The sequence below is a fragment of the Acinetobacter sp. HA genome (genome assembly GCF_000264725.1).
Lineage (GTDB): Bacteria > Pseudomonadota > Gammaproteobacteria > Pseudomonadales > Moraxellaceae > Acinetobacter > Acinetobacter schindleri.
The window spans coordinates 1-20,414 of sequence record NZ_AJXD01000025.1 but is presented as its reverse complement, the minus strand read 5'-3'; the positions used below and the strand labels follow the sequence as shown (position 1 = coordinate 20,414).

The 20,414-nt window shown below is 40.7% G+C and carries 26 protein-coding genes and 1 pseudogene; 23 read left to right on the top strand and 4 right to left on the bottom strand.

Annotation, left to right across the window (positions count from 1 at the left end; all coding sequences use genetic code 11):
• Positions 1-98 precede the first annotated feature (98 nt).
• The 6 genes and pseudogenes from HADU_RS06460 to HADU_RS06440 all read left to right on the top strand — a co-directional run bounded on the left by HADU_RS06460 (position 99) and on the right by HADU_RS06440 (position 3,447).
• Entirely contained in the window at positions 99-749 is a 651-nt protein-coding gene (locus tag HADU_RS06460; protein ID WP_008304595.1) for a DUF723 domain-containing protein, read from the top strand.
• Between the two features lie 60 nt (positions 750-809).
• Positions 810-1,730 (top strand): phage tail tube protein, encoded by a 921-nt coding sequence (locus HADU_RS06455; RefSeq protein WP_008304594.1) that lies wholly within the window; start codon positions 810-812, stop codon positions 1,728-1,730.
• Positions 1,731-1,754: 24 nt separating this feature from the next.
• Positions 1,755-1,997 (top strand): hypothetical protein, encoded by a 243-nt coding sequence (locus HADU_RS15880; RefSeq protein ID WP_008304592.1) that lies wholly within the window; start codon positions 1,755-1,757, stop codon positions 1,995-1,997.
• A 22-nt stretch (positions 1,998-2,019) separates the two neighbouring features.
• Complete coding sequence (locus tag HADU_RS15875) at positions 2,020-2,259, top strand: hypothetical protein (protein ID WP_008304589.1); 240 nt, start codon at positions 2,020-2,022, stop codon at positions 2,257-2,259.
• A gap of 26 nt (positions 2,260-2,285) precedes the next feature.
• Positions 2,286-2,528 (top strand): hypothetical protein, encoded by a 243-nt coding sequence (locus HADU_RS06445; RefSeq protein WP_227499340.1) that lies wholly within the window; start codon positions 2,286-2,288, stop codon positions 2,526-2,528.
• 254 nt (positions 2,529-2,782) lie between these two features.
• Positions 2,783-3,447 (top strand): annotated as a pseudogene (locus tag HADU_RS06440) (DUF4760 domain-containing protein).
• A 255-nt stretch (positions 3,448-3,702) separates the two neighbouring features.
• On the opposite strand, the gene HADU_RS15245 reads toward HADU_RS06440, so the two are convergent.
• Complete coding sequence (locus HADU_RS15245) at positions 3,703-4,002, bottom strand: Arc family DNA-binding protein (protein WP_008304583.1); 300 nt, start codon at positions 4,000-4,002, stop codon at positions 3,703-3,705.
• A 120-nt stretch (positions 4,003-4,122) separates the two neighbouring features.
• On the opposite strand from HADU_RS15245, the gene HADU_RS15615 reads away from it, so the two are divergent.
• The 17 genes from HADU_RS15615 to HADU_RS06360 all read left to right on the top strand — a co-directional run bounded on the left by HADU_RS15615 (position 4,123) and on the right by HADU_RS06360 (position 17,849).
• Positions 4,123-4,284, top strand: a complete 162-nt coding sequence (locus HADU_RS15615; RefSeq protein WP_008304580.1) for a hypothetical protein — start codon at positions 4,123-4,125, stop codon at positions 4,282-4,284.
• 75 nt (positions 4,285-4,359) lie between these two features.
• Entirely contained in the window at positions 4,360-5,292 is a 933-nt protein-coding gene (locus HADU_RS06430; RefSeq protein ID WP_008304578.1) for a phage antirepressor N-terminal domain-containing protein, read from the top strand.
• Between the two features lie 84 nt (positions 5,293-5,376).
• On the top strand, positions 5,377-6,033 hold the full coding sequence (locus HADU_RS06425; RefSeq protein WP_008304576.1) for a hypothetical protein: 657 nt from the start codon (positions 5,377-5,379) through the stop codon (positions 6,031-6,033).
• Between the two features lie 81 nt (positions 6,034-6,114).
• Positions 6,115-6,549: a zinc-ribbon domain-containing protein gene (locus HADU_RS06420; RefSeq protein ID WP_008304570.1), complete on the top strand. Its 435-nt coding sequence runs from the start codon at positions 6,115-6,117 to the stop codon at positions 6,547-6,549.
• A gap of 61 nt (positions 6,550-6,610) precedes the next feature.
• Positions 6,611-9,226 carry a hypothetical protein gene (locus HADU_RS06415; protein WP_008304568.1) on the top strand — a complete coding sequence of 872 codons (2,616 nt, stop codon included), beginning with the start codon at positions 6,611-6,613 and terminating at the stop codon, positions 9,224-9,226.
• Positions 9,223-9,498, top strand: a complete 276-nt coding sequence (locus tag HADU_RS15870) for a hypothetical protein (protein WP_008304567.1) — start codon at positions 9,223-9,225, stop codon at positions 9,496-9,498. Before HADU_RS06415 ends, HADU_RS15870 begins: the two co-directional genes overlap by 4 nt.
• Positions 9,470-10,369 (top strand): hypothetical protein, encoded by a 900-nt coding sequence (locus HADU_RS06405; protein WP_227499339.1) that lies wholly within the window; start codon positions 9,470-9,472, stop codon positions 10,367-10,369. The genes HADU_RS15870 and HADU_RS06405 overlap by 29 nt, the downstream gene beginning before the upstream one ends.
• Positions 10,370-10,372: 3 nt before the next feature.
• A complete protein-coding gene (locus HADU_RS06400) occupies positions 10,373-11,302 on the top strand; it encodes a baseplate hub protein (RefSeq protein WP_008304565.1) in 930 nt (309 codons plus the stop codon).
• Positions 11,303-11,319: 17 nt separating this feature from the next.
• Complete coding sequence (locus HADU_RS15865) at positions 11,320-11,421, top strand: hypothetical protein (protein WP_081399001.1); 102 nt, start codon at positions 11,320-11,322, stop codon at positions 11,419-11,421.
• Positions 11,421-11,636 (top strand): hypothetical protein, encoded by a 216-nt coding sequence (locus tag HADU_RS06395; protein ID WP_008304564.1) that lies wholly within the window; start codon positions 11,421-11,423, stop codon positions 11,634-11,636. The genes HADU_RS15865 and HADU_RS06395 overlap by 1 nt, the downstream gene beginning before the upstream one ends.
• A gap of 7 nt (positions 11,637-11,643) precedes the next feature.
• A complete protein-coding gene (locus tag HADU_RS06390) occupies positions 11,644-11,874 on the top strand; it encodes a hypothetical protein (RefSeq protein ID WP_008304563.1) in 231 nt (76 codons plus the stop codon).
• Complete coding sequence (locus tag HADU_RS06385) at positions 11,867-14,704, top strand: phage tail protein (protein WP_008304562.1); 2,838 nt, start codon at positions 11,867-11,869, stop codon at positions 14,702-14,704. Before HADU_RS06390 ends, HADU_RS06385 begins: the two co-directional genes overlap by 8 nt.
• An 11-nt stretch (positions 14,705-14,715) precedes the next feature.
• Positions 14,716-15,987: a WD40 repeat domain-containing protein gene (locus HADU_RS06380; RefSeq protein WP_008304560.1), complete on the top strand. Its 1,272-nt coding sequence runs from the start codon at positions 14,716-14,718 to the stop codon at positions 15,985-15,987.
• Positions 15,988-16,049: 62 nt separating this feature from the next.
• The gene (locus HADU_RS06375) at positions 16,050-16,622 is read left to right on the top strand and encodes a hypothetical protein (RefSeq protein WP_008304558.1); all 573 of its coding nucleotides are present in this window, start codon (positions 16,050-16,052) and stop codon (positions 16,620-16,622) included.
• Complete coding sequence (locus HADU_RS06370; RefSeq protein ID WP_008304556.1) at positions 16,619-16,876, top strand: hypothetical protein; 258 nt, start codon at positions 16,619-16,621, stop codon at positions 16,874-16,876. Before HADU_RS06375 ends, HADU_RS06370 begins: the two co-directional genes overlap by 4 nt.
• Positions 16,873-17,457, top strand: a complete 585-nt coding sequence (locus tag HADU_RS06365) for a glycoside hydrolase family 19 protein (RefSeq protein WP_008304554.1) — start codon at positions 16,873-16,875, stop codon at positions 17,455-17,457. The genes HADU_RS06370 and HADU_RS06365 overlap by 4 nt, the downstream gene beginning before the upstream one ends.
• Complete coding sequence (locus HADU_RS06360; RefSeq protein ID WP_008304552.1) at positions 17,454-17,849, top strand: hypothetical protein; 396 nt, start codon at positions 17,454-17,456, stop codon at positions 17,847-17,849. Before HADU_RS06365 ends, HADU_RS06360 begins: the two co-directional genes overlap by 4 nt.
• A 210-nt stretch (positions 17,850-18,059) precedes the next feature.
• Here HADU_RS06360 and HADU_RS06355 read toward each other — a convergent pair whose 3' ends face one another.
• The 3 genes from HADU_RS06355 to HADU_RS15230 form a co-directional block, all read right to left on the bottom strand.
• Complete coding sequence (locus tag HADU_RS06355; RefSeq protein WP_005103697.1) at positions 18,060-19,046, bottom strand: site-specific integrase; 987 nt, start codon at positions 19,044-19,046, stop codon at positions 18,060-18,062.
• 390 nt (positions 19,047-19,436) lie between these two features.
• The gene (locus HADU_RS06350; protein ID WP_004815293.1) at positions 19,437-19,907 is read right to left on the bottom strand and encodes an IS5/IS1182 family transposase; all 471 of its coding nucleotides are present in this window, start codon (positions 19,905-19,907) and stop codon (positions 19,437-19,439) included.
• A complete protein-coding gene (locus tag HADU_RS15230) occupies positions 19,855-20,250 on the bottom strand; it encodes a transposase family protein (protein ID WP_008306679.1) in 396 nt (131 codons plus the stop codon). Before HADU_RS15230 ends, HADU_RS06350 begins: the two co-directional genes overlap by 53 nt.
• Positions 20,251-20,414 lie beyond the last annotated feature (164 nt).

Below are 20,414 nucleotides of genomic sequence, written 5' to 3'. Positions count from 1 at the left end.
AATAAAAACAGTATCTTATGGTATAATAAGGCAACAAACCCGATAGGTGTTGGAAGCACATATCGGGTTCTAATCACACTGTTATTAAAGGTAACAATATGACTGATTGCAATTCTAAAGTCATAGCGAATGCTATGCAATCTCAAAACAACCAAAAACCCAAGAAAGATAACCGTGGCGGGCACAATAAACTAAAACAAGCGGATGTTATTCAGCAGTTTATTGCGGTACATGGTGAGAGATACGACTACTCTTTAGTTAATTACAACGGAGTTGATGTCCCAGTTAAAATTATCTGCAGTAAGCATGGAATCTTTTCTCAAACACCATACAGACATAAAAAACAAAAAAGTGGCTGCCCTCTATGTAACAAGCCAACTCCATATACACGCCAAAAATACATCAAAGCATGTGAAAACCATAAAGGTATTAGCAATCTATATGTAATAAAGCTAACCGGTGGCAATGAAGTATTTTACAAGATTGGAATCACTGTGTATGAAGTGAAGGAAAGATACTCGGGTTATTACATGCCGTACCAATTTGAAATATTACATTTTATTAGCGGTGATGCTGGTTTTATTTGGGATTTGGAGAAAAAGCTTCACAGCCTAATGAATGATTTTCACTACACTCCACTAAAAAGATTTGGTGGCTCAAAATACGAGTGCTTTTTAAAAATTCCCAAAAAGATTGATAACCTGCTGAAAAGCATTAAAGGTTCTGAGCAAATCCCTTTAATAGCCTAAAACCACATCCATGCCCAACCTAGAGTTGGGCTTTTTATTGCCTAAAATAAGGAGGACTCTATGAGTTCGGGTGCAAAAATTCGCCTCTACTATGCAGCAGAGGAAACGCCGGAAGTATTACCAGCTGTACCAGTCTGGAAAACAGTACGCCGAGTCTCAGATGGTTTATCTGAATCAGTAACCACAGAAACCTCAGCCAGTGTTTCAGATACTCGCTTCCGTCAAGGTGGTATGGCAACTGAAGCGGAAATTACTGGTTCACTTGAAGTTGAATTATCTGTTGGTCTATTTGATGACTTCTGGTCAGCTGTGGCTATGAATGAGTGGGCAGGTGATGTTCTTCAGTTTGGCGGTGATGTTCGCAAAACATTTACCTTTGTGAAGTTTCACTCTGACATTGGTCAGGTCTTTATTTACCGTGGTGTGCGCATTGGTGAAGCATCAATGTCTATTGCGACCACTGGTAAAATTACAGCAACCTTTGGTCTTGTTGGTACTGACTTTGAGCGCACTACAGTAAATCCGGTTGTTGCTCCAATTCCTGTTCCTGAAGCCGTTATGGTATCTGCGTTAAATGTTGGTGACTTGACTGTAAATGGGCAGGGAATTGTCGGTACTGCCTGCATGCAGTCGCTTGAACTAAATATCTCCAACAACCTGGAAGCGATCCGCTGTATAGGCAACCAAAAGCTTTCAGCACAAACCTATCTGGAAAAGATGGTGGATATTACCCTGAGCAGCCAATTTATTTTTGGTGCTCAAGCTGCGGAATATGTGGACTATGTGAAATCGCGTGACACCATGCCACTGGAATTTTCTATCGAAGATGGCAAGGGTAATGGTTATGCCTTCGAGTTCCCTGAGCTGGAAGTATCTGAAGCCAATCACCCAGATGGTGGTGGTGAAGACACCATTATGCTTGATGTGAGTTTTAACCATATCAACGTATCACCAACTATTACGCGCATTATCGCACCTTAACATCAGACCGCCTTCGGGCGGTAAATGCAAACAACAGATATAGGTATAAATATGGCATTTGGTATCGGCACAAGCACAAACACCGCTAAATGGTTTGATTACAAGAAAGATGGGGATAAGCAGCAACGCGTTAAGATTAAAAGCGCCAACAATGAGCTTTATCTTGCAAAGAATGAAGAAGCGGGGATTCTATATCGTGCACAGCCTGACGATGAAATAAAAACCATTTCACTTCTTTCAATACAAAGCAGAAGCATTTTTAATTGAAGATTGGCAAGGTTTTGATATCTTGAAAATCAATGAAAATGGTGATCAAGAATTAAAGCAGGATGTTGCGTTTTCTCCTGAAATTGCCGGTGAAATTTTTCTAAATGGTGGTACCCAGGGTGTTGAGTTAATGATTTTTGTCTCAAAAAAGGCAATGGAAATCTCTAAAGAGTTTGAGGTTAACCGGCAGTTAATTTTGGGAAAGTTGCAGAACTCCACCAATACCTTAGCCGATACGCCGGACTCAGCGAACACGAAATAAAGCAGCGTGAAGCTTTGGGTATTAAGTTGCCTGATCCACCCGCATACTCATATACAGCCAATGCCTTAATTGAAGCGTACAACATTATCGCTAGGTCACGTCGATATGAGCAAGGCACTCCATTAGCCTTAAGCATCGCTGATGTAAATGCCTATTGTGAGCAATACGAGTTACCAGTGGAGCGTTATATTTTTAATGCTGTCATCTTTGATCTGGATAACCAGTTTATTGATGAGGCGTATAAGAAGATGAGTAAGAAATCAGCGTGAGTTGGTTTCTTTAATGATAAACAGTAAATTAATGATGCTGTGCGACAACAATTAACGCGCTTGTTAGATCACAAATATTGACAAAGAGTAATCTGTAGCGTATTGACCCATTATGCGTTATCGCATAATATGAGCAAATAAACCCTAGTATCAAACGATAGTAGGGTGTTTTTGTCTAAGGAATAAAGCTATGAAAAAATTACATTTAAACTTATTAAACGTAGTAGCCTTAGCTGTGTGCTCAGAGGGCTGGGATGGCTAAGTCTTCAACCCAAAAAATTCTACAAGGCAGAGCAACGTTTATATTGGCGTTATCTGCCTTTTTAATATCTGTATATTTAGCTTCTGATAATATCGCTCAATACTTTAAGTTAAGATCATGGACCACAGGGGATTGGCTCTTATTTGCTCAGTTAATAGTTTTTTTAGTATCAGCATATATAGCATATTCAACCATCCACTCTTCCAGATCAACCTCAAGAGAAAGAGCAACGCTTGACACAATACTAGATGATAACAAGGATGATAGCTTAGCTCATTCTAAGACTTTAATATTGAAATTCAATGAGGATCCAGAAGATTACTACAAGACATTGGGGAAAACTGGGGTTCGGGATTTGGCACACCTTTTCTGTGTTGAAAATCATTGCTTAACCTCTGATGAGGCTGAAATCCGAATGCATCTATTGAAGGTTTTGAATAGATACGAATTTTATGCAATCGGCATAAATAAAGGGTTGTTTGACGAAGATTTATTTAAACGAATGTATTGCTCAACAATGCTAAAATTCTGGGGTGTTGGTAGTCCAGCTGTTTCTCAGCTAAGAGAATTCGCAAAAAAGATACATTGTTCAAAGAATTCGAATCACTTGCTAACCGCTGGAAAGCAAACCCACTCAAATCAGAAGATATTAAATAACCACTCTCCGGAGTGGTTTTTTATTCCGATCCATAATTTGTAACTTCCAATAATTATTTTGTAACTTTTATGTTATTAATTGTACGCTTTGCTTATCATGTGAGTGATGAAAAGTGGAGCGCCAAAAATGCTGACCAAAGCTGAAATCTTTGTTGTCATTCTAATAGTAATAGCCTCAATTCTCATCGTTTATGAGATAGGGCAAGGTCGTAATTGGGCTTTCTAGAATTCAGCCTTTATTAAAAGAAAAGCACCTTAGGGTGCTTTTTTTATATTCTTAGCTTCTTCAAGCATGAAAAGAGCGGTTTTCTGAATTTCCGGCCATTCTACATTTTTCTTGCTTAGTACTTTAGCAATAGCTAGTGCTGCATGATTTAGGGCAGTTTCATACCCTTGGTCAAAACTATTTTGATCTTGCTCGAAGCTTTCCTCTAGGCGTTTACAAATTTCAGCATTGATTGATCGACTGCGCTCCTTTGCGGATTCAACAACCTTATCTCTTAACTCTTCAGACCATCGTAATTTATATTGTGGGTCTTTTTGATTTTCACTCATTAGAAGCAAGCCATATACCGCAAATTTAATATATCAATACTAAAGTACCTCTTTGATGTTGACAATGCCATAAAAGAGGTACATTATAAATACGTACCTAAATGATGTTATGAGGAACACATGAGTATTAATCAAAAAGGCCAGCAGTACAAAATGCGGTTTCTGGATAATAAAGATCACGAAAAGCTGAAATTAAAGGGTAAAGAGGAGGATCGTTCGATTAACTGGCTTATCAACCAAGCCATAAAAGAGTTTTTAAACAAAGAGAGTGCGAAAGCATGAAATCAATAGACAACAAAAAAGCCCAGACTTTCGACGGCAAGGGCTTAATTGATTGTCAACTTAAAGGAAATTAATATGACTTCAAATAGTTTAACTCAAATGACAGTGCCTTTCCACAATGCTGAACTATATTTAGTTGAGTTTAATGGACAGCCATACACCCCAATGAAACCTATCGTTGATGGCATGGGATTAGCATGGCAATCACAGTTGGCAAAATTCAATGCAAACCCACAAAGATGGGGTATAACGAAAATCGTTATACCCACCCTAGGTGATTTGCAGGAGATGGTTTGCCTGCCACTACGCAAACTTCTTGCATGGCTTACAACTATCAGCCCAAACAAAGTAAAACCCGAGCTTCGAGATACCGTTATCAAGTATCAAGAAGAATGTGACGATGTACTTTGGGATTACTGGACAAAAGGTAAAGCGGTCAATCCACGTAAATCCACCCCGAAAGACCGTGAAAATCTGCGTCATGCTGTATCGAATCTAGTATCGCGTGTGAAGATCAATTTTTCTGATGCATACAACATGGTTTTACAGCGATTTAATAAAAACCATATTGAGGAAATCCCGCTAGATCAACTTGATGAGGCTGTTGAATATGTTCATGGTCTAATCCTGACCTTTGATAAAGTTCAGCAGCATTCGCCAGTAGATGTAAATGCAATTCAAAACTGTCATGGTGTATTGCAATATCGTCTGATTGAATACCATGAGCAGCTTGAAAAGGAAGTGAAGCGTTTAGGTGGCAAAATGCCAGAGCATCCAACCTTTAATGCCGAACAGGTGGCGCAGGCTTTAATGTCGCAAATACTCCAAGGTAAGCAGATGACTGTAAAGCTGCATTATCAAGGCGGGTTTGCAATTGATCTTGTGCCTGACAATGCTGTGATGATTGATGCTAAAGCTATTCCCGAATTAGTGAGTCGCAGCGATATGGTGCCTAAAGAGCAACTTCCATTAATTATGCAAAATGCAATGGATCGACTGGTTAAGTAGACTTAAGTAAAAACAACCATCCTTCGGGATGGTTTTTTTGTGCTGGAATTAGTATCTTATCCCCACCATAATAGGGGAAATATAATGAGAAAATTAATTTTAGCTGGGGTTATAGGGGTTGTTTCAACAGTTGCGTTAGCGAACCAACCATTACAACTTAACAGAGGCGCTCCACAAACAATGGGGAGCACTCCTCTCTATGTGCACAATGATGATAGCCTTAAGGTAAATACTGCTCCTAAATACGCTATTGCTTTTGGTTACGCTGGTTCAAAGCTAGGCTCAGATCAATTCTTGGGCACAGAATCTTTTGACGGGCTCTTTATTAATGCGGAATACCAATCACACCCAACTGCGAGTATTTGGGCTGAATATAAATTCCAAAGCTCAGATGTTGATTACAACCAATTTGCTATAGGTCTAAAGAATAAATTTCTTGAAAGCGATAAGCTCTATTCAGCGGCTTCTATTGGTATTGGAATGAGTTGGCTTGATGAAGGTGAAACTGTTCCGGGTGTGGGGCGAATGGATATTGAGTTGGATTATTTCACAATTCCAGCTGCACTTGAGGTTGGCTATAAACTCGCTCCACAAATGGATTTATTTGGCGCCTTCGGCTATCAATGGATGTTTAACCGCGATGCAAAAGTTTGCCTGGATGGTGATTGTTTGTCAGGCAATGCAGATGATCTGGATCTGAATGGTGTGACCTACAAAGCCGGCCTTCGATATAACTTCTAAAAGACGACCGCCTTATGGCGGTTCTTTTTATCCCATAAATTAGTATCTTATCCCTGACAATTCTTAAAATCGGGGAGTAACATGGCGCTTAAACCATGCAAGGAATGCGGAAACCAGATAAGCGATAAAGCTGAAAGTTGTCCGCAATGTGGCGCAAAACAACCAAAGAAAACATCATTATTCACTAAAATAGTGCTTGGCTTTATTATCTTTACGGTGATTATGATAATAGTTAGTGTGAATTCTGACACACCCCCATCCGAGCCGAGCGCAGAAACTCAGAAGATGATGCAACAAGCGCAAATTCAAACAGCTTTATCTGGGATACTTAAAGATCCAGAGTCTGCTAAATATGAGTTTGTAAGCGCACAATGTGGTCAAGTTAACTCTAAAAATAGTTTTGGTGGCTATGCCGGTGCAAAACGTTTTTTAAGTGATGGTGATAGCGTTTACCTTGAAGACTACAACGCATCCAAATCTGAATTTAATGATTTATGGAAAAAGCACTGCCCATAGATTAAACCCTTAAATACAACCCCGCTTTTGCGGGGTTTTTTATTGCCCGCAGGAAAACAAAATGGCTCAAGAATCTAAATTACTTATCACAGTAGATTCCAGAAAAGCTAAAACTGAACTGGATTTGGTGGATAAATCGCTTAAAAGTGTTGAAATGCAGGGTGATAAGACTGCAAAGAAATCTAAAGACTTAGGTGGCGCTTTTAAACAAGCTGGGGATGCGGCAAAAAGTGCAAAAGATGGCGTATCAAGCTTTGATGGGTCGCTTGGTGGTCTTACCAAAACTCTAGGATCAAGCAGCGCATTACTGTCATCTGCCGCAATCGGAATTGCTGGTGTTGCTGGTGCTGCCGTTGGTTCGCTTGGTGCATTAACAGGCATGGCGCTAGCGTATTCCAATAATGCAAAAGAAATTCAGAACCTTGCCACTGTAGCTGATATGGGGGTGGTGGAATTTCAACGAATGGCTGTAGCTGCTCAACAGGTTGGTATAACACAAGAGCAACTATCAGACCAAATCAAAGACTTTAATGAAAAGCTTGGAGAGTTTGTTTTAACTGGTAAGGGTGAAGCTACAGACGCATTCGAACTGCTACAAAAGCATTCCAAAATGTCAGGCGAAGAAATTAAAAAGTTTGCCCTTGAAATGCAAAAGGCATCCGGTGGCGATGCCATGCAGATGTATGTAAATAAGCTTGAAGAGGCAGGTGTTTCACAAGAGCAAATGTCATTCTTGACTGAGAATATGGCAAATGACTTCACTAAACTTTTGCCAATATTTGCTGACAATGGTGCTGCAATTGAAGAATGGGGCAATGCTGCTGAGCGCGCTGGTTTTATTATCACGGAACAGGGTATTGAGACGGCTATTGATTTTTCAGCCCAAGCGCGGCTGTTAGAGCTTCAATTAAAGGGCATGAGCAACACCATGCTTGCTGCTGTTGTCCCCGCCCTAGTTGATATCGCTGATGCCTTCTTTCAGGATTCGGAGCAAGGCAGTACCTTCGCCCAAGTTGGAGATACTCTGGCTGTAACCCTAAAAGTATTGGCCTCTACCGCTATTGTGGTAGGCAATGCCTTTTATTTGGTGGGTGATGCCATTGGGGCTGGTGCGGCGGCTATGATGCGCTTTCTTAGTGGTGATTTTGCTGGTGCAGCACAAATTGTTAAGGACAACTATACCAATGCTGTTGATTCGGTTGCCAACTCAATGGAAAAAATCGACAAGATTTTTACTGGAAAAACAGCTAACAATGTAAAAAACCTGAAAGTTCCACCTCCAAAAGACACCCCTAGAAAAGGCATCACAACCGGTCTTGATGATTTCGCAGCAGGCGAAAAGGAAAAGACCAAAAAAGCTAAATCTGAAGGTGAAAAGCGAAAACGTGAAGCTGAGCGTTTAGCGAAAGAAATCGCTCGAATTGAATATGAATATGCTACTGCTGATCAACAGCGACGAATGAAGCTGAATGATGAAATTGAGCATCTTCAGGAAAAAGGCATGTCTAAATATATAGATGATGCCCAAGACCGATACAATCAGGAAGAAAAACTGATTCAGATGAAGTTTGAATTTGAATTGGCTGAACACCTGATGACTGAAGAGCAGAAACTTCGGTTCTCGATGAATATTAGAGAGCAGGAAATCAAGGCAGATCATGATTTAACGAAGGAGCAAAAAGCCCTTAAGAAAAGTGCACTTGATGAGCAGTTTAAGCGAGAACTTGCTTTTGTAAGGCTTGCAAAAGACGAGCGAATCCTAAATGCAAATCAAGCCATCTACTCTGAAATGGATTTAATTAGAGAGAGGTATGCACTTGAACGACGGGAAATTGAGCTTACATATCAGGATCCAAAAGAACGCAGTGCATTGCTTACAGGCTCATACATAAATCAAGCACAAGATGAGGCAAGTGTTCGTGATAACGCTATCAGTGACTATCGCGATGTAATGGGCTATGAGGAATCTCCTCTGGTCAAGCAATTTGAAGTTCTACAGAAAATGCGAGAACTCGACCTGCTAAATGAGGAAGCGTATCAAAATGCAAAACTTGAACTGCAAGCCAAGTCTACTGCCAGCTACATGGAAGGCATGCTGGGTGGCTTTGCATCACTTGTAGATGAAAACTCTAAAACCTATGCAGTTTTGTTCGCAGCTCAAAAGGCTTTTGCAGTTGCCCAAGCGATGCTGAACATTCCAGCGGCATACTCTAAGGCCTATGATGCGGTCGTTGGTACACCATACGTTGGTCCATATATTGCGCCTGCTATGGGTGCAGCTGCAGCAGCCTTACAGGTTGCACAGGCTGCAAGCATTAAGTCGGTCAATATGCAGGGCTTCAAATCCGGCGGCTACACAGGTAACTACGGTGTAAACCAAGAGGCGGGTGTGGTGCATGGTCAAGAGTATGTGCTTAATGCTGAAGCTACTAAACGTGTCGGCATCAATACTCTTAATGCCATCAACAACGGTGGAACTATTCAGGCTGAGAAGCAGGCACAAGCAAATGCGAAGGTGGGTGGAACAGGACAACAATCTACACCACAAAGCCTTCAAATCAACAATATTTTAGATCCATCAATTGTTGGTGATTTCATGGGGACATCATCAGGCACAAAAACATTCATGAACTTTATTAAAAATAATCGATCTTCGATTAAGGCGGTGATTGGGTGAAATTAACAACCGAAAATTTTGGAGAGGTTGTTTTACTAACTTCGCCAGCACTGGTTGGTGCTACAGAAAGCATAGGTTTTAAAACCGATGTTTTTGAATCCAAGAATGGCACTGAAACAAGAATCCCACTTAAGGATAAGGCTCGGCAAACGCTGGGTTTTTCTTCCATTGTACTTAAGGAAGAAATTGCGCGAAATTTTAATGTGCAATGGGGCGGCCTGCGTAAAAAATTGGGCGGTTCCGTTGTTCCAGGAGTCACAATATGTTGGTGATGTATCAGCCGACTTTGTGATGTGTCGTACTGATATTTATTCCTTTTATAATGACTGTCTTGCATTGTTGAAGAATAATTCTGAGCAAATATTGGTTGAAGTTCAGGCGGTCGAAAGTGATCGGCTAAGACTTGCTAATCCAGTGAATATCAACAATGCAAAACTCTATCCGGTACGGGTATGTTTTATCAGTGGTGATATTTCACGGCAGATCAGCGATTTTTACACCCACTCAGGCATTACTTTTATCGTGATTGATGAACCTGAGGTTGCTGAAAGTGCACCGGAGCAGTTTCTTGGAAATGACCTGCACAAACTTTGTCTTATGCTTGATGGCAGCAGTCTTGAAGCCACAATCTCTCAACAGCAAAGTGTTATCAATAATGAGGTCGGTGTGATTTATCAAGGTACAGACTGGGATTTTGCGCGCTATAGCAAACAGTATCGAACCATTTTGCGAGGGCCGGAACAGCTATATGCATACCGCCAATTCCTATTCCGTAGACGTGGTAAATATCGCCCATTCTGGTTGCCAACCTATGAAGCCAATATGCGATGTAAAAGCACTGGCTTTATATCATCGGTACTGTTGATTGAATCGGATCAATATAAACAGCTTGCAGACCAGCGCAAGCATATTGCAATTAAAAGTAATGGTGAGTGGACAGCGCATACAATTACCGCATCTGTTCTGGTGTCGGGAAGTACTGTTCAGGTCACGATATCGCCAGCATTAAATAAAAATGCAGACTCAATAGAGTTGATTTCATATCTGGGCTTGCATCGTCTTGATGCGGATTCAGTGGATCTAAACTACCAAGGTGCAGGAATTGTAGAAGTCACGGTACCCATTTTAGAAATAGGAGTTTAGGCAATGGGATTGGGCAAGTTTTTTCAATCACTAACCAACTCTGCAGTTCGTCGTGAGCTTTATGAATTTACCAGAGGGGATGCAAAGTTTTATTACACGTCGAGCGATAAGTCTGTTCAGGATGGCGAAATAATCTATGAAGCGATCACATTAACGAGATCGGCAATTGATTCAAGTAGTGATCTGGAAAAAAACTCAATTGATATTACCTTTGCACTGAACAGCAAATTCGCTCAAGACTGCCTGCGTTCAGCACTTGAAGAAAATATCCTGGTAAAAGTGAGCAAGTTGCAATTTGGCAATATTTCAACCTTGTGGCAAGGTCGTGTTACTGCAGTTAAGCCAGATGGTGTAGAAATTACGCTGAAATGTGAAACGGACTATACAAGCTTAGGTCGTGCCGGTGCGCGTTATAAGTATCAGCGAACTTGTTGTCATGATCTGTATGGCAGTGGCTGTAAGTTGGATAAATCACAATGGGGCATTCAAACAACAGTTAAATCTGTAGACAAGTTGAATGTGCAACTACGTGATTTAGTTGTCGATGATAATTATTTCAGACTTGGTATGTTGCAAAGCAGTACCGGTGTAAATGTAGCAATTGAGTCGAGTTCTGGGCAATCAGTCACTTTGATTCGTCGCTTAGATACATTGGCTGACCAAGTGACGACTGATGAAGCATTGTTGTCATATAACACGACAAAGCAGACTTGGCTGCAAGCTATAAATGCAGAAACGATTGCAACATCAGCTTTGATTGAAGCCATTGCAGATCGTGATGCTTTAGATCCAGCGAGTCCGACTTATGAGCAGGACTTATTGGATGCTCAAGCAATTATCGATCAAAAACAAATGAACTCGATAACGCTTATCAACAGACACAAGATGCACAAAATGCATTTGATGTGGCATCTGAATCAGTGTTTTTTGTGACGGTTTATCCTGGATGCATGAAGTCTTTAACCGCATGTCATCGATTCAATAACACGGACAATTTTCTCGGCTTTGCTTATATGCCAGAGGATAATCCGACAACCACGAGGATTGTGTAATGTTTGCCATTATTGCTTTGGTTGTTTCAGCCATTACGGCTATAGCATCTTTCATCATGATGCGAAGAGGACAAAAATCAAGACTTACACCCGGTGAGCTTGATATGACTTCTTCTGATGAAGGGGGATCAATTCCTGTCATTTTTGGGACCTGTGATGTTGCACCAAACGTCACAGCATTTTTAGCCGGTACGCCAAAAGCCATCAAAAAATAGGTGAGTCATGGAATCGCAAAATAGCCCGCACAAATCGGGCTTTATTTTTGTCCATCATATACGTGCCTGCGGTATGTGTACGATCAAAGCAAGACGCTTTTTTTTGAATCAAGGTTTAACAAATGCTGAGATACAAGATTTTTTTGATAACGGAATGCCAATAGCGCGTTTTGAAGAATTGTTTGGCCACGATGCGATGGCGCAACAAGTGATTATGAGGGCAAAAGAATATGGCTAAAAAGAAAAAGCAAACGATTGGCTACAAATACTTTGCCAGTGGTCATTTTGTTTTATGCCATGGCCCGATTGATGCAATCACTAAGATTTCATTTCAGGAAAAAGATGCTTATCAGGTAGAGCAAGGCACGAATAAAACAATTTACATTAATAAGCCAAGTCTGTTTGGTGGTGACGAACAGCAGGGTGGTGTTCAAGGCAATATTGAACTCTTGTTCGGGCATGCTAATCAACAGAAAAGCAGTACTTTACAGCGTATTTGCGCGAAAATTTCGAATGCCTTTGGTGGATTGATTTCCGCATATCGTGGCGTGTGTTCTGTCGTTTTCGACAATGTTTATATTGGTACGAGTCCGACTATGCCCGATTCAAAATGGCGAGTGAAACGAATTCACATACGTCATGATGGAATTCAACAGTGGTATTTGAATAAAGCCGAAATTAACTCATCTAAAACAGGCTTTACTCAAGATTCGACTTTATATATTGCATTAGATACATCAGGTTCAATGGCTGGAAATAAACTTCTTGTTCTAAAACAAGCGATGTCTATTGTGTTTGATGAGTTGCAAACATTAACAAATGGTGGTTTATCTTTAAATATTAAAATTCAAGCGTGGGGTAGTTCTGCGACATCAATTACCAAAATGCAGGCATCGCTTAATGACTATATTGAATTAAGGGCTTTTGTAAATGATTTGACAACAGGTGGTGGAACGGATGCTCAGGCAGCATATTCGGGTGCAGTTGGTTTTTTTAGCCCATCGATTCCACGAAATAATGTTTGTGTATGTGTGTCGGACGGGGCAATGTCGAATATTGCTCAAGCTTTAGATCAAGTAGGCGACATGGTGGATGATAAAAACTCACCATTTTCTATTTCAGATGGCACAGCAGTCAAAATGCGTGGTGTAGGTATTGGCACAGCAGGAAGTTTGGCTAACTTTGATAATAGCGGTGGTTCTATTCCTGTTGTTAGTGGTGATAATCCAGAAGAATTAGCTGAAACGATTTTGGCTGCGATGATTACCACAATGACCACAGGCGATATGAATCCGGCACATATCATCCGTGAATGTTTGACGAATACAGTCTGGGGTATTGGTGTTTCAGAAGTCAGTATTGATGATGTTTCATTTAAGAAAGCAGCAGATCGACTCTATGTTGAAGAAATGGGTATGTCGATCAAATGGACTGATTCAACATCCATCAATGAGTTTGTTGACAATATCAAAGAGCATATTAATGCTCAGCTGTATTTGGATCGCGTTACGAATACTTGGAAATTGTATTTAGTTCGTGATGATTATGATGCTGCTGATCTTATATCTTTAGATGAAAGCAATATTCGTAATCTTGATTTTGAGCGTCGCACCTTGGCTGAATGCGTCAATTCTGTGACTGTCACATATTGGGATCGTGAGCGTGGTAAAGACTCGACAGTAACAGTTCAAGATATTGCACGAATTGCTCAACAAGGAGGTGTGATTTCACAGTCAATTGACTACAAAGGCTTCACAAATAGTGATCTAGCAAGCCGTGTTGCATTACGTGACTTGAAAACACTTTCAAGTACATTAGCTTCTGTGTCATTTGATGTTGATGAAAGTTTCTCTGAAAACTGGCATGAGGGAATGCCATTTAAGCTTTCTGATGCAAGTTACGGTTTATCTGAAGCTGTAATGCGTATTCGTACAATTAAGCGTGGAGACGGTATTAACAATACTGTTTACGTTGAAGCGATTGAAGACTCATTTAGTAGTCCGATGCAGTCAGTCGTGGAGTATGTTCCACCTATTGCAAGTGTCAATAATGATGCAAAAAATGCGATAGCGATTGCTTTTGAAATCCCTTATGTCGAACTCGTTGAGCAGTATGGCCAAGATGTAATTGATGCCAAGCTTGGGTCAGATCAAAGCGTAGGTTATGTAGGGATGGCTGCCATTAGACCTAATAATCAGCACATCAATGCAAGTTTATATGTCAATTCAGGCGCAGGCTATGATGAGCGCAGTAATCTGGATTTTTGTCCTAATGCGGTATTAAAGACGAGTATTGGATATTTAGATACATCTTTTGAACTTGAGGGTATTTCAGAATTTGAATTATTACAAAGTAATAGTCGAATTCAAGTCAATAATGAAATCATGGCATTTTTGAATTTTGATGCAGTGACAAACATCATTACTGTTAAACGCGGATGTGCGGATACTGTAGTTCAACAACATTCAGTAGGGGCTGTTGTATATGGATGGGATAACTATTCTGGGATTGATGATACAGAATATTTGGCAGGTGAAAACGTATCATTAAAGGCGCTGACACTTACAGGATCTGATGCACTTGATTTGAGTGAAGCGACAGAACATAGAGTAAATCTACAATCTAGAGCAATCAGACCTTATCCACCGGCTCAAGTCAAAATTAATGGGCAGTATTTCCCGTCTGCTCAGCTGTCAGCTGTTTCCATTTCATGGGTTCATCGTAATCGAGTTCAGCAAACGGGTGGTGAGTTACTTGGCTTTGAAGATGGTGGGGTTACTCCTGAAAATGGAACTACATATCGAGTAGAGCTTTTCTATCCGGCTATGGTTTCGTTTTACCTTAAAACTGGCATTGAAGGCACGAGTTTTAATATTCCACAGAATGTATTGCCATTCGATTATGACTATATTTTTGTCGCAGTTTCGAGTGAAAGAGATGGTTTTGTTAGCTATCAATCACACTTGATTCAAATCAATCTATTTAGAAAAACAGGTGACAATATCGTCTTTGTCATGGATCAGGCGAATGCTCCTTCACCTGGTGATGCAATAAAATTTATTCTTTAGAGGTTTTTTAAATGACAACAAGACTGACCAAGCAATTGCCAGGTGATCTGCTACTGTCATTATCAGCAGCACCAGGTTTAGTTCTGCGAAGCATTGAAGAAAAGTATAGCTTCGCTCCAATTGAATCAACTGCCAAGCTTGCAGGTGTAACCAGATTTCAGAATTACGATATTCTTCGGCTTTCTCCAGATGGTAAACGTGTTGCAGCTGTTTCTAGTTATAACTCATCAACAAGTTTTTATATTTTTAAGCTTGACGATGGCGGTAATACTTTTCTTCAGTCGGTAGGAAGTATTGGGGCAATTACTGATGTTGCATGGTCTCCAGATAGTTTAGAAGTTGCAGTCGCATCTGCAAGTGCTCCATATATATATCGATTTGATGCGTTGACACTTTCACAATTGGGTGCATTTGTTACAGCGCCTTCAGTACGTGTTAATACGGTCAGTTATTCAAATGATGGTAAATATTTGTTTGCAGGAGTTTACGGCACAACAAATGGCAACAACGATGCAGGATTCTGGGTTTACAGTAGGCAATTGAATGACTTGGTTTCTTTAGCAGGTCAAACAATGCTTATTACGGGTGATGTTGCGATGTTTCCGAATGGTCGTTTTATTCTTGCATTAGGGCGCGCATCAGGCACACAAGTTCGAGTTTTTGATGCATTGGATTTTTCTAAACCTGCTTATAATTTAGGAACATCACTCAATGATGTGGGTGTTGCAAGTAAGCGTGTTTCATTTAGTGCAGATGGTGAATATATCGTGATATGTGGCAGTTCTGCTCCATTTTTAAGAGTTGCAAAAATCGATTATGGCGCTGGAGCTTATAATAATATTTCATTGACAGCACAGACATTAACAGGAGAAACAACGCTTACAGGTTTTGTACCATATCGTATGACATGGCTTTCCCCGCGAGTCTTTGCATTTGTTGACACTGCAGGTTTAAAAAAGGGCACGATTAATGCGGATGGTACTGTAAGTATTGCAAGTGTTTTAGATGCTGTTCAAGGCATTACAGGAATTGTCGGGTTACCAAATTATGCAAGGCGAAAATTTGCAGGCACTGTCGAAGATGCCAATGGTTTGCCGTTAAAGCGTGAAATTCGTGTTGTTGATAAAGAAACAGGACGATATTTGGCTTCAGGATACTCAAGCGAGACAACAGGGGCTTTTGAAGTCATTGTAACAAGCTCAAATCCAGCAATTGTTTATTGTGTCGGTGAGGGTGGTGAACTTACAAAACTTGAAGACGGTATTATTCCGGTTCCAATATAAATTTTAAAAATTTATACAGCACCTTCGGGTGCTTTTTTTATTGCCAAAAATTAGGGGGCGCAATGTCGAATGACTATTTGACTGATCCGCCTGCAGCCACGTCCGGGCAGTTGCTTGCCATATCAGAAAGTATTAGCCAACTACGCCAAGAAATGCGTCAGGAAATGCGAAAACTAGAAGATGTGCCGCAAAAAATTGACCGCATGAGCATGCAGTTTGATCAACTTCAGGAAAAGCAACAGAACCTTGATCACAATGTGCAAAAGATCCAGAAGAATCTTGAAGATGATCTGGATAGAACAAAATCAAGCCTTCGAGATGAAATGAAGCAAATACGTGTGGATGCTGAGGTAAGGCACAAGGAAACCGATATGCAGATCCGGGTACTCCATGAAAGTAAAACCAAAATAGATAGTGTGACCAATCTGGTTCGCTGGGGTGGCATTGCAATCATAGGTGTCTTTGCTGCCGCCTGGAACAATCAAACTGCCAAAACCGACACGGTGAATGCACAAGCACTGGCGAATAGTCAGAAAATTCAGGTCCTTGAAAAGCAATCTGATCAGCTTTTAAGAACAGTGGAAGAAATCCGAAATAAGCTTTATGAACGTAACTATATGGGTGACACAAAATGAAATTAATCGAAAATGCCCGACAGTGGTATAAGTTCTGGTCCATCCAATTGAGCGCTTTAGGCGCTTTTTTATTGTCCGCGTGGTTTGCATATAGCAGTGAAATTACTACCTGGTGGATGATCTACGCAGCAGAATATTTCCCATTCTTAAGTCCGCAAACTATCAAATGGATTGGTTTATTATTAGTGATTGCAGGGCAGTTGGCCCGACTCGTAAAGCAGCCGCAATTGGTTAAAGATGGTGATGCCCAATGAACACCACTCAAATTAAGAAACTCCAAAAAGCAGTAGGTGTGCATGACGATGGCATTATTGGTCGTGGCACATTGACTGCAGTATTCAAGAAATTGGGTGCCAGCCAAGCGCGTGCTGAAGAACTGGGTCTTGCTGCTAATGTTCATTTGCGAAACTTTGGCATTCTGGACAACTCACTTCGTCTTATTCACTTCCTTGCACAACTTGCCCATGAATCTGGTAACTTCCGTTATATGGAAGAAATTGCATCTGGTGCAGCATACGAAGGTCGAAAGGATTTAGGCAATACACAGCCAGGCGATGGCAAGCGATTTAAAGGGCGTGGACCAATCCAATTGACAGGACGTACCAACTATCGCAAGTATGGTCAACAGCTCGGCATCGATTTTGAAAACAATCCTGAGATTGTAGCCATTCCAAGTATCGGCCTGATGGTTGCCTGCAAGTTCTGGTCTGATAATGGACTGAATGCTCTGGCTGATAAAGATGATGTATTGACTATCACCCGCCGGATCAATGGCGGTACTAATGGTCTAGCAGACCGTAAAGCTCATCTGGCTAAGTTAAGGGACTGGATATGATAAAAGCCTTTATCGCTAAATTTTACGAAGCCGTCATTATCTTTTTGGCGGCTTTTTTATTGCTGGTCCTAATTGGTTTAGGTGTACAGACATGGCGGGCCAATCATTGGAGGGAAAAGTTTTCTGGTGCTGATGTCGCATGCATTGACCGCATCAATAAAGTGAATCAAGCCTATCTAGATGCACTCGATGCTTGGAAAACTAAAGTATTCATTGTCGAAAGCGAATTAGAAGCCGAGCGCAATAATATAAAAATCCAATTCAGAGATATAAAACATGAAACTGAAAAAGTTATTACTGAGCGCGTCTATTCTGAGTGCAAGCTTGATGATGCAGGCATGCGTATCGCCGAAGCCGCCCGCATTGCCGCAAATACCAGCCAGCCTCCTTAATCCATGCGATCAGCTTAAAGGTTTGAATAATGGCACCATGGGGGAGTTGTTGACTCGCTATGTTGAGCATATGGAGCAGTATGCAGAATGCTCAGCTAAAGTGGATGCTTATATTAAGATTCATAAGCCCTCTAAGTGAGGGCTTGCACAGCCCATTCAATTACAACGAATGTGAATGTGGGGATATGTGTGAAGGCTCTTTGATGGGCCTTAATCCAACCTATTTGCAATCTCTGATGCAGTCGCATTGTAATAAATCATCAGGCTTCTTAAATCCTTATGACCAATCATCCGCGCCAAATCCAATACTTCCAATTTCTGAGCAAGCCTTGTGCATGCTTCATGTCTTGAGTCGTGAAAATGTAAATCTTCAATTTCGCACTTATCTCGCAACTTTCTCCAAAGTGTATCAAAGCTCGAATCTTTCACCGTAAAAACCTGATGACTGCCAACACCTTTCATAAGCTCAAGCAATTCAACAGCACGCTTGGACAGGGGCACATGTCGTTTTGTTCCATTCTTGGTTTCATTCAAAGTCACATATCTATTCTTTAAATAAACCCGGTCCCAAGTCAGGCCACGTATCTCACCAGCACGCATTGCAGTTTCAATCGCCAACAGGAAAGCAATCATAATTTGCTGTGTGAAATTCTCAGGTGCTTGATCATCGAATTCAGCAGCCAGACAAAGCCTGTATATTTCATCTTCTGATATACGTCTATCTCGATGTGCTGGCGGTGGCGGCATCTTTAAGTCACTCATGGGTGAATCATAAACCCACTTCCATTCCGTGCGCGCTACTGTAAACAAAGCTGACAGTATGTTGCCTTCACGCCTAACAGATGCGGGCTTGACTGTTTTTAGTCTGGTATCTCGCCACACCACAAAATCATCGGTGGTAATTTTGGCAATATGCTTTTTGGCAATCTTCGGGAAGTTCCTCTGAAATGCCCGAAATCTTTTAATCTCGGCATCACAGCCTTTGTGCTTTGGACACACTTCTTCTATGTATCTATCAATTGCACAATTTAATGTATAATCAGGAAGCTTTCCGCGTGATAACTCTCTTAATTCAGTTTCACGTTTTGATGCCCATGCGCGAGCCTGAGTCTTAGTATCGAATGTCGCACTTTCCCGAGTACCATTCACACTAATCTCAACTCGCCAAGCATCACCCCTTTGTCTAAAGGTGGCCATAAATTCTCTCTCAAAATGTTGTGGCGTAAATTTGGCGTAATCAATATAGAATGAATAATAGGGAATAATAAGGAAACATTAAACTATTGAATTAATGAGCCACACTTAAACCTATAAAATTAAAGAAAAAATAAGGAAAACTAGGGAATAATAAGGAAACCGCAAATTTCGGAAAGTGCCCGCTGAGCGCACCATTTCCTTATTCCATCACATCCGACTTAATTTTAATATTATTAAAAATTAATAATTTATATCTGTCTATTGTCCGATAATATTCGAAGGTGTTTTAGGATGCCGCAAATTTTTATGGTAATTTTTTGCGGTACCTCCTGTTTCTTGAAAAAAATGTATTGTAAAAAGATGCCTAAATTATTAGACCTCTTTCATAAATCATTTTTTGCTCAGTTCCAAGTTGTAGATTCCAGCGATTAAATTGAATCTCAAACAAAGCCTTTTACCTCTATTTCGATAACGCTCAGCAAGGATTTTGAAGGTTTTCAGGCTGCCAAATACATGCTCAATTCCGATTCTTCTTTTATTGATTTCTTGATTATAGATTTTCAATTCAGGATCCAATTTACAATGTCTTTTGGCTTTTAATGGCAACAGGCTATTCGGATACAACACATAAATCCCCTGATAGCCTTTATCTGCAAGGATAAAAGCCCCAAAAGGAATCTGGTTTAAATTGCGTTTGAACAACTCGAAATCATGCACTGCACCGCGACTGGTACATAAACTCAGAATTTGCTGAGTCTTGTAGTGAATCATGGCCTGTACTTTAAAGGTATGGGTCTTTTTCTTGCCGCTATAGCTTTTCTTCTGTTTTTTTAGGCCTTTGGATTGGAATTTCCGTGGCATCCACGATCACAACATTCCAGTCGATGCCTTCGCCCTCGGGTAAATCTTTGGGTAAATTAAACAGATTGGACCGAATCAGACAATCTTCAACATGACGGACAATTCTTGAGGCTGTGGGCTCTGAAACCCCGTAACTCGTCGCAACGTGAAATAAGGTTCGGTATTCCCGCCAATAGCTCAGACAGAGCAGAACCTGATCCTCCAGGCTTAACTTGGGCGGTCTGCCTTTGGCAGAGACATGCTTCTGCAATTGCTCAACCATCAAATAGAAAGTTGACCATGAGATGCCTGTGTATCGCTTGAACTGAGGATCAGAGAGCTTGTTTGAATCGATGTATTTCATCCGCAGATTATGCACGAATGCTAAGAAATCCGGAGTGCAAATATTAACCAAAAAGAAGATCGTTTTTTGATTTATGAAAGAGATCTAATATTAGACCTCTTTCATAAATCATTTTTTGCTCAGTTCCAAGTTGTAGATTCCAGCGATTAAATTGAATCTCAAAC

Bases quoted from the DNA above. Each gene is read 5' to 3' on its own strand.
- HADU_RS15245 (WP_008304583.1), bottom strand. From the start codon at position 4,002: ATGAGTGAAAATCAAAAAGACCCACAATATAAATTACGATGGTCTGAA.
- HADU_RS15230 (WP_008306679.1), bottom strand. From the start codon at position 20,250: ATGAAATACATCGATTCAAACAAGCTCTCTGATCCTCAGTTCAAGCGA.
- HADU_RS06385 (WP_008304562.1), top strand. From the start codon at position 11,867: ATGGCTAAAAAGAAAAAGCAAACGATTGGCTACAAATACTTTGCCAGT.
- HADU_RS06365 (WP_008304554.1), top strand. From the start codon at position 16,873: ATGAACACCACTCAAATTAAGAAACTCCAAAAAGCAGTAGGTGTGCAT.
- HADU_RS15615 (WP_008304580.1), top strand. From the start codon at position 4,123: ATGAGTATTAATCAAAAAGGCCAGCAGTACAAAATGCGGTTTCTGGAT.
- HADU_RS06390 (WP_008304563.1), top strand. From the start codon at position 11,644: ATGGAATCGCAAAATAGCCCGCACAAATCGGGCTTTATTTTTGTCCAT.
- HADU_RS06455 (WP_008304594.1), top strand. From the start codon at position 810: ATGAGTTCGGGTGCAAAAATTCGCCTCTACTATGCAGCAGAGGAAACG.
- HADU_RS06370 (WP_008304556.1), top strand. From the start codon at position 16,619: ATGAAATTAATCGAAAATGCCCGACAGTGGTATAAGTTCTGGTCCATC.
- HADU_RS15865 (WP_081399001.1), top strand. From the start codon at position 11,320: ATGAAGTCTTTAACCGCATGTCATCGATTCAATAACACGGACAATTTT.
- HADU_RS15880 (WP_008304592.1), top strand. From the start codon at position 1,755: ATGCAAACAACAGATATAGGTATAAATATGGCATTTGGTATCGGCACA.
- HADU_RS06350 (WP_004815293.1), bottom strand. From the start codon at position 19,907: ATGCCACGGAAATTCCAATCCAAAGGCCTAAAAAAACAGAAGAAAAGC.
- HADU_RS06395 (WP_008304564.1), top strand. From the start codon at position 11,421: ATGTTTGCCATTATTGCTTTGGTTGTTTCAGCCATTACGGCTATAGCA.
- HADU_RS06400 (WP_008304565.1), top strand. From the start codon at position 10,373: ATGGGATTGGGCAAGTTTTTTCAATCACTAACCAACTCTGCAGTTCGT.
- HADU_RS06380 (WP_008304560.1), top strand. From the start codon at position 14,716: ATGACAACAAGACTGACCAAGCAATTGCCAGGTGATCTGCTACTGTCA.
- HADU_RS06420 (WP_008304570.1), top strand. From the start codon at position 6,115: ATGGCGCTTAAACCATGCAAGGAATGCGGAAACCAGATAAGCGATAAA.
- HADU_RS06430 (WP_008304578.1), top strand. From the start codon at position 4,360: ATGACTTCAAATAGTTTAACTCAAATGACAGTGCCTTTCCACAATGCT.
- HADU_RS06375 (WP_008304558.1), top strand. From the start codon at position 16,050: ATGTCGAATGACTATTTGACTGATCCGCCTGCAGCCACGTCCGGGCAG.
- HADU_RS06415 (WP_008304568.1), top strand. From the start codon at position 6,611: ATGGCTCAAGAATCTAAATTACTTATCACAGTAGATTCCAGAAAAGCT.
- HADU_RS06355 (WP_005103697.1), bottom strand. From the start codon at position 19,046: ATGGCCACCTTTAGACAAAGGGGTGATGCTTGGCGAGTTGAGATTAGT.
- HADU_RS06425 (WP_008304576.1), top strand. From the start codon at position 5,377: ATGAGAAAATTAATTTTAGCTGGGGTTATAGGGGTTGTTTCAACAGTT.
- HADU_RS06360 (WP_008304552.1), top strand. From the start codon at position 17,454: ATGATAAAAGCCTTTATCGCTAAATTTTACGAAGCCGTCATTATCTTT.
- HADU_RS06460 (WP_008304595.1), top strand. From the start codon at position 99: ATGACTGATTGCAATTCTAAAGTCATAGCGAATGCTATGCAATCTCAA.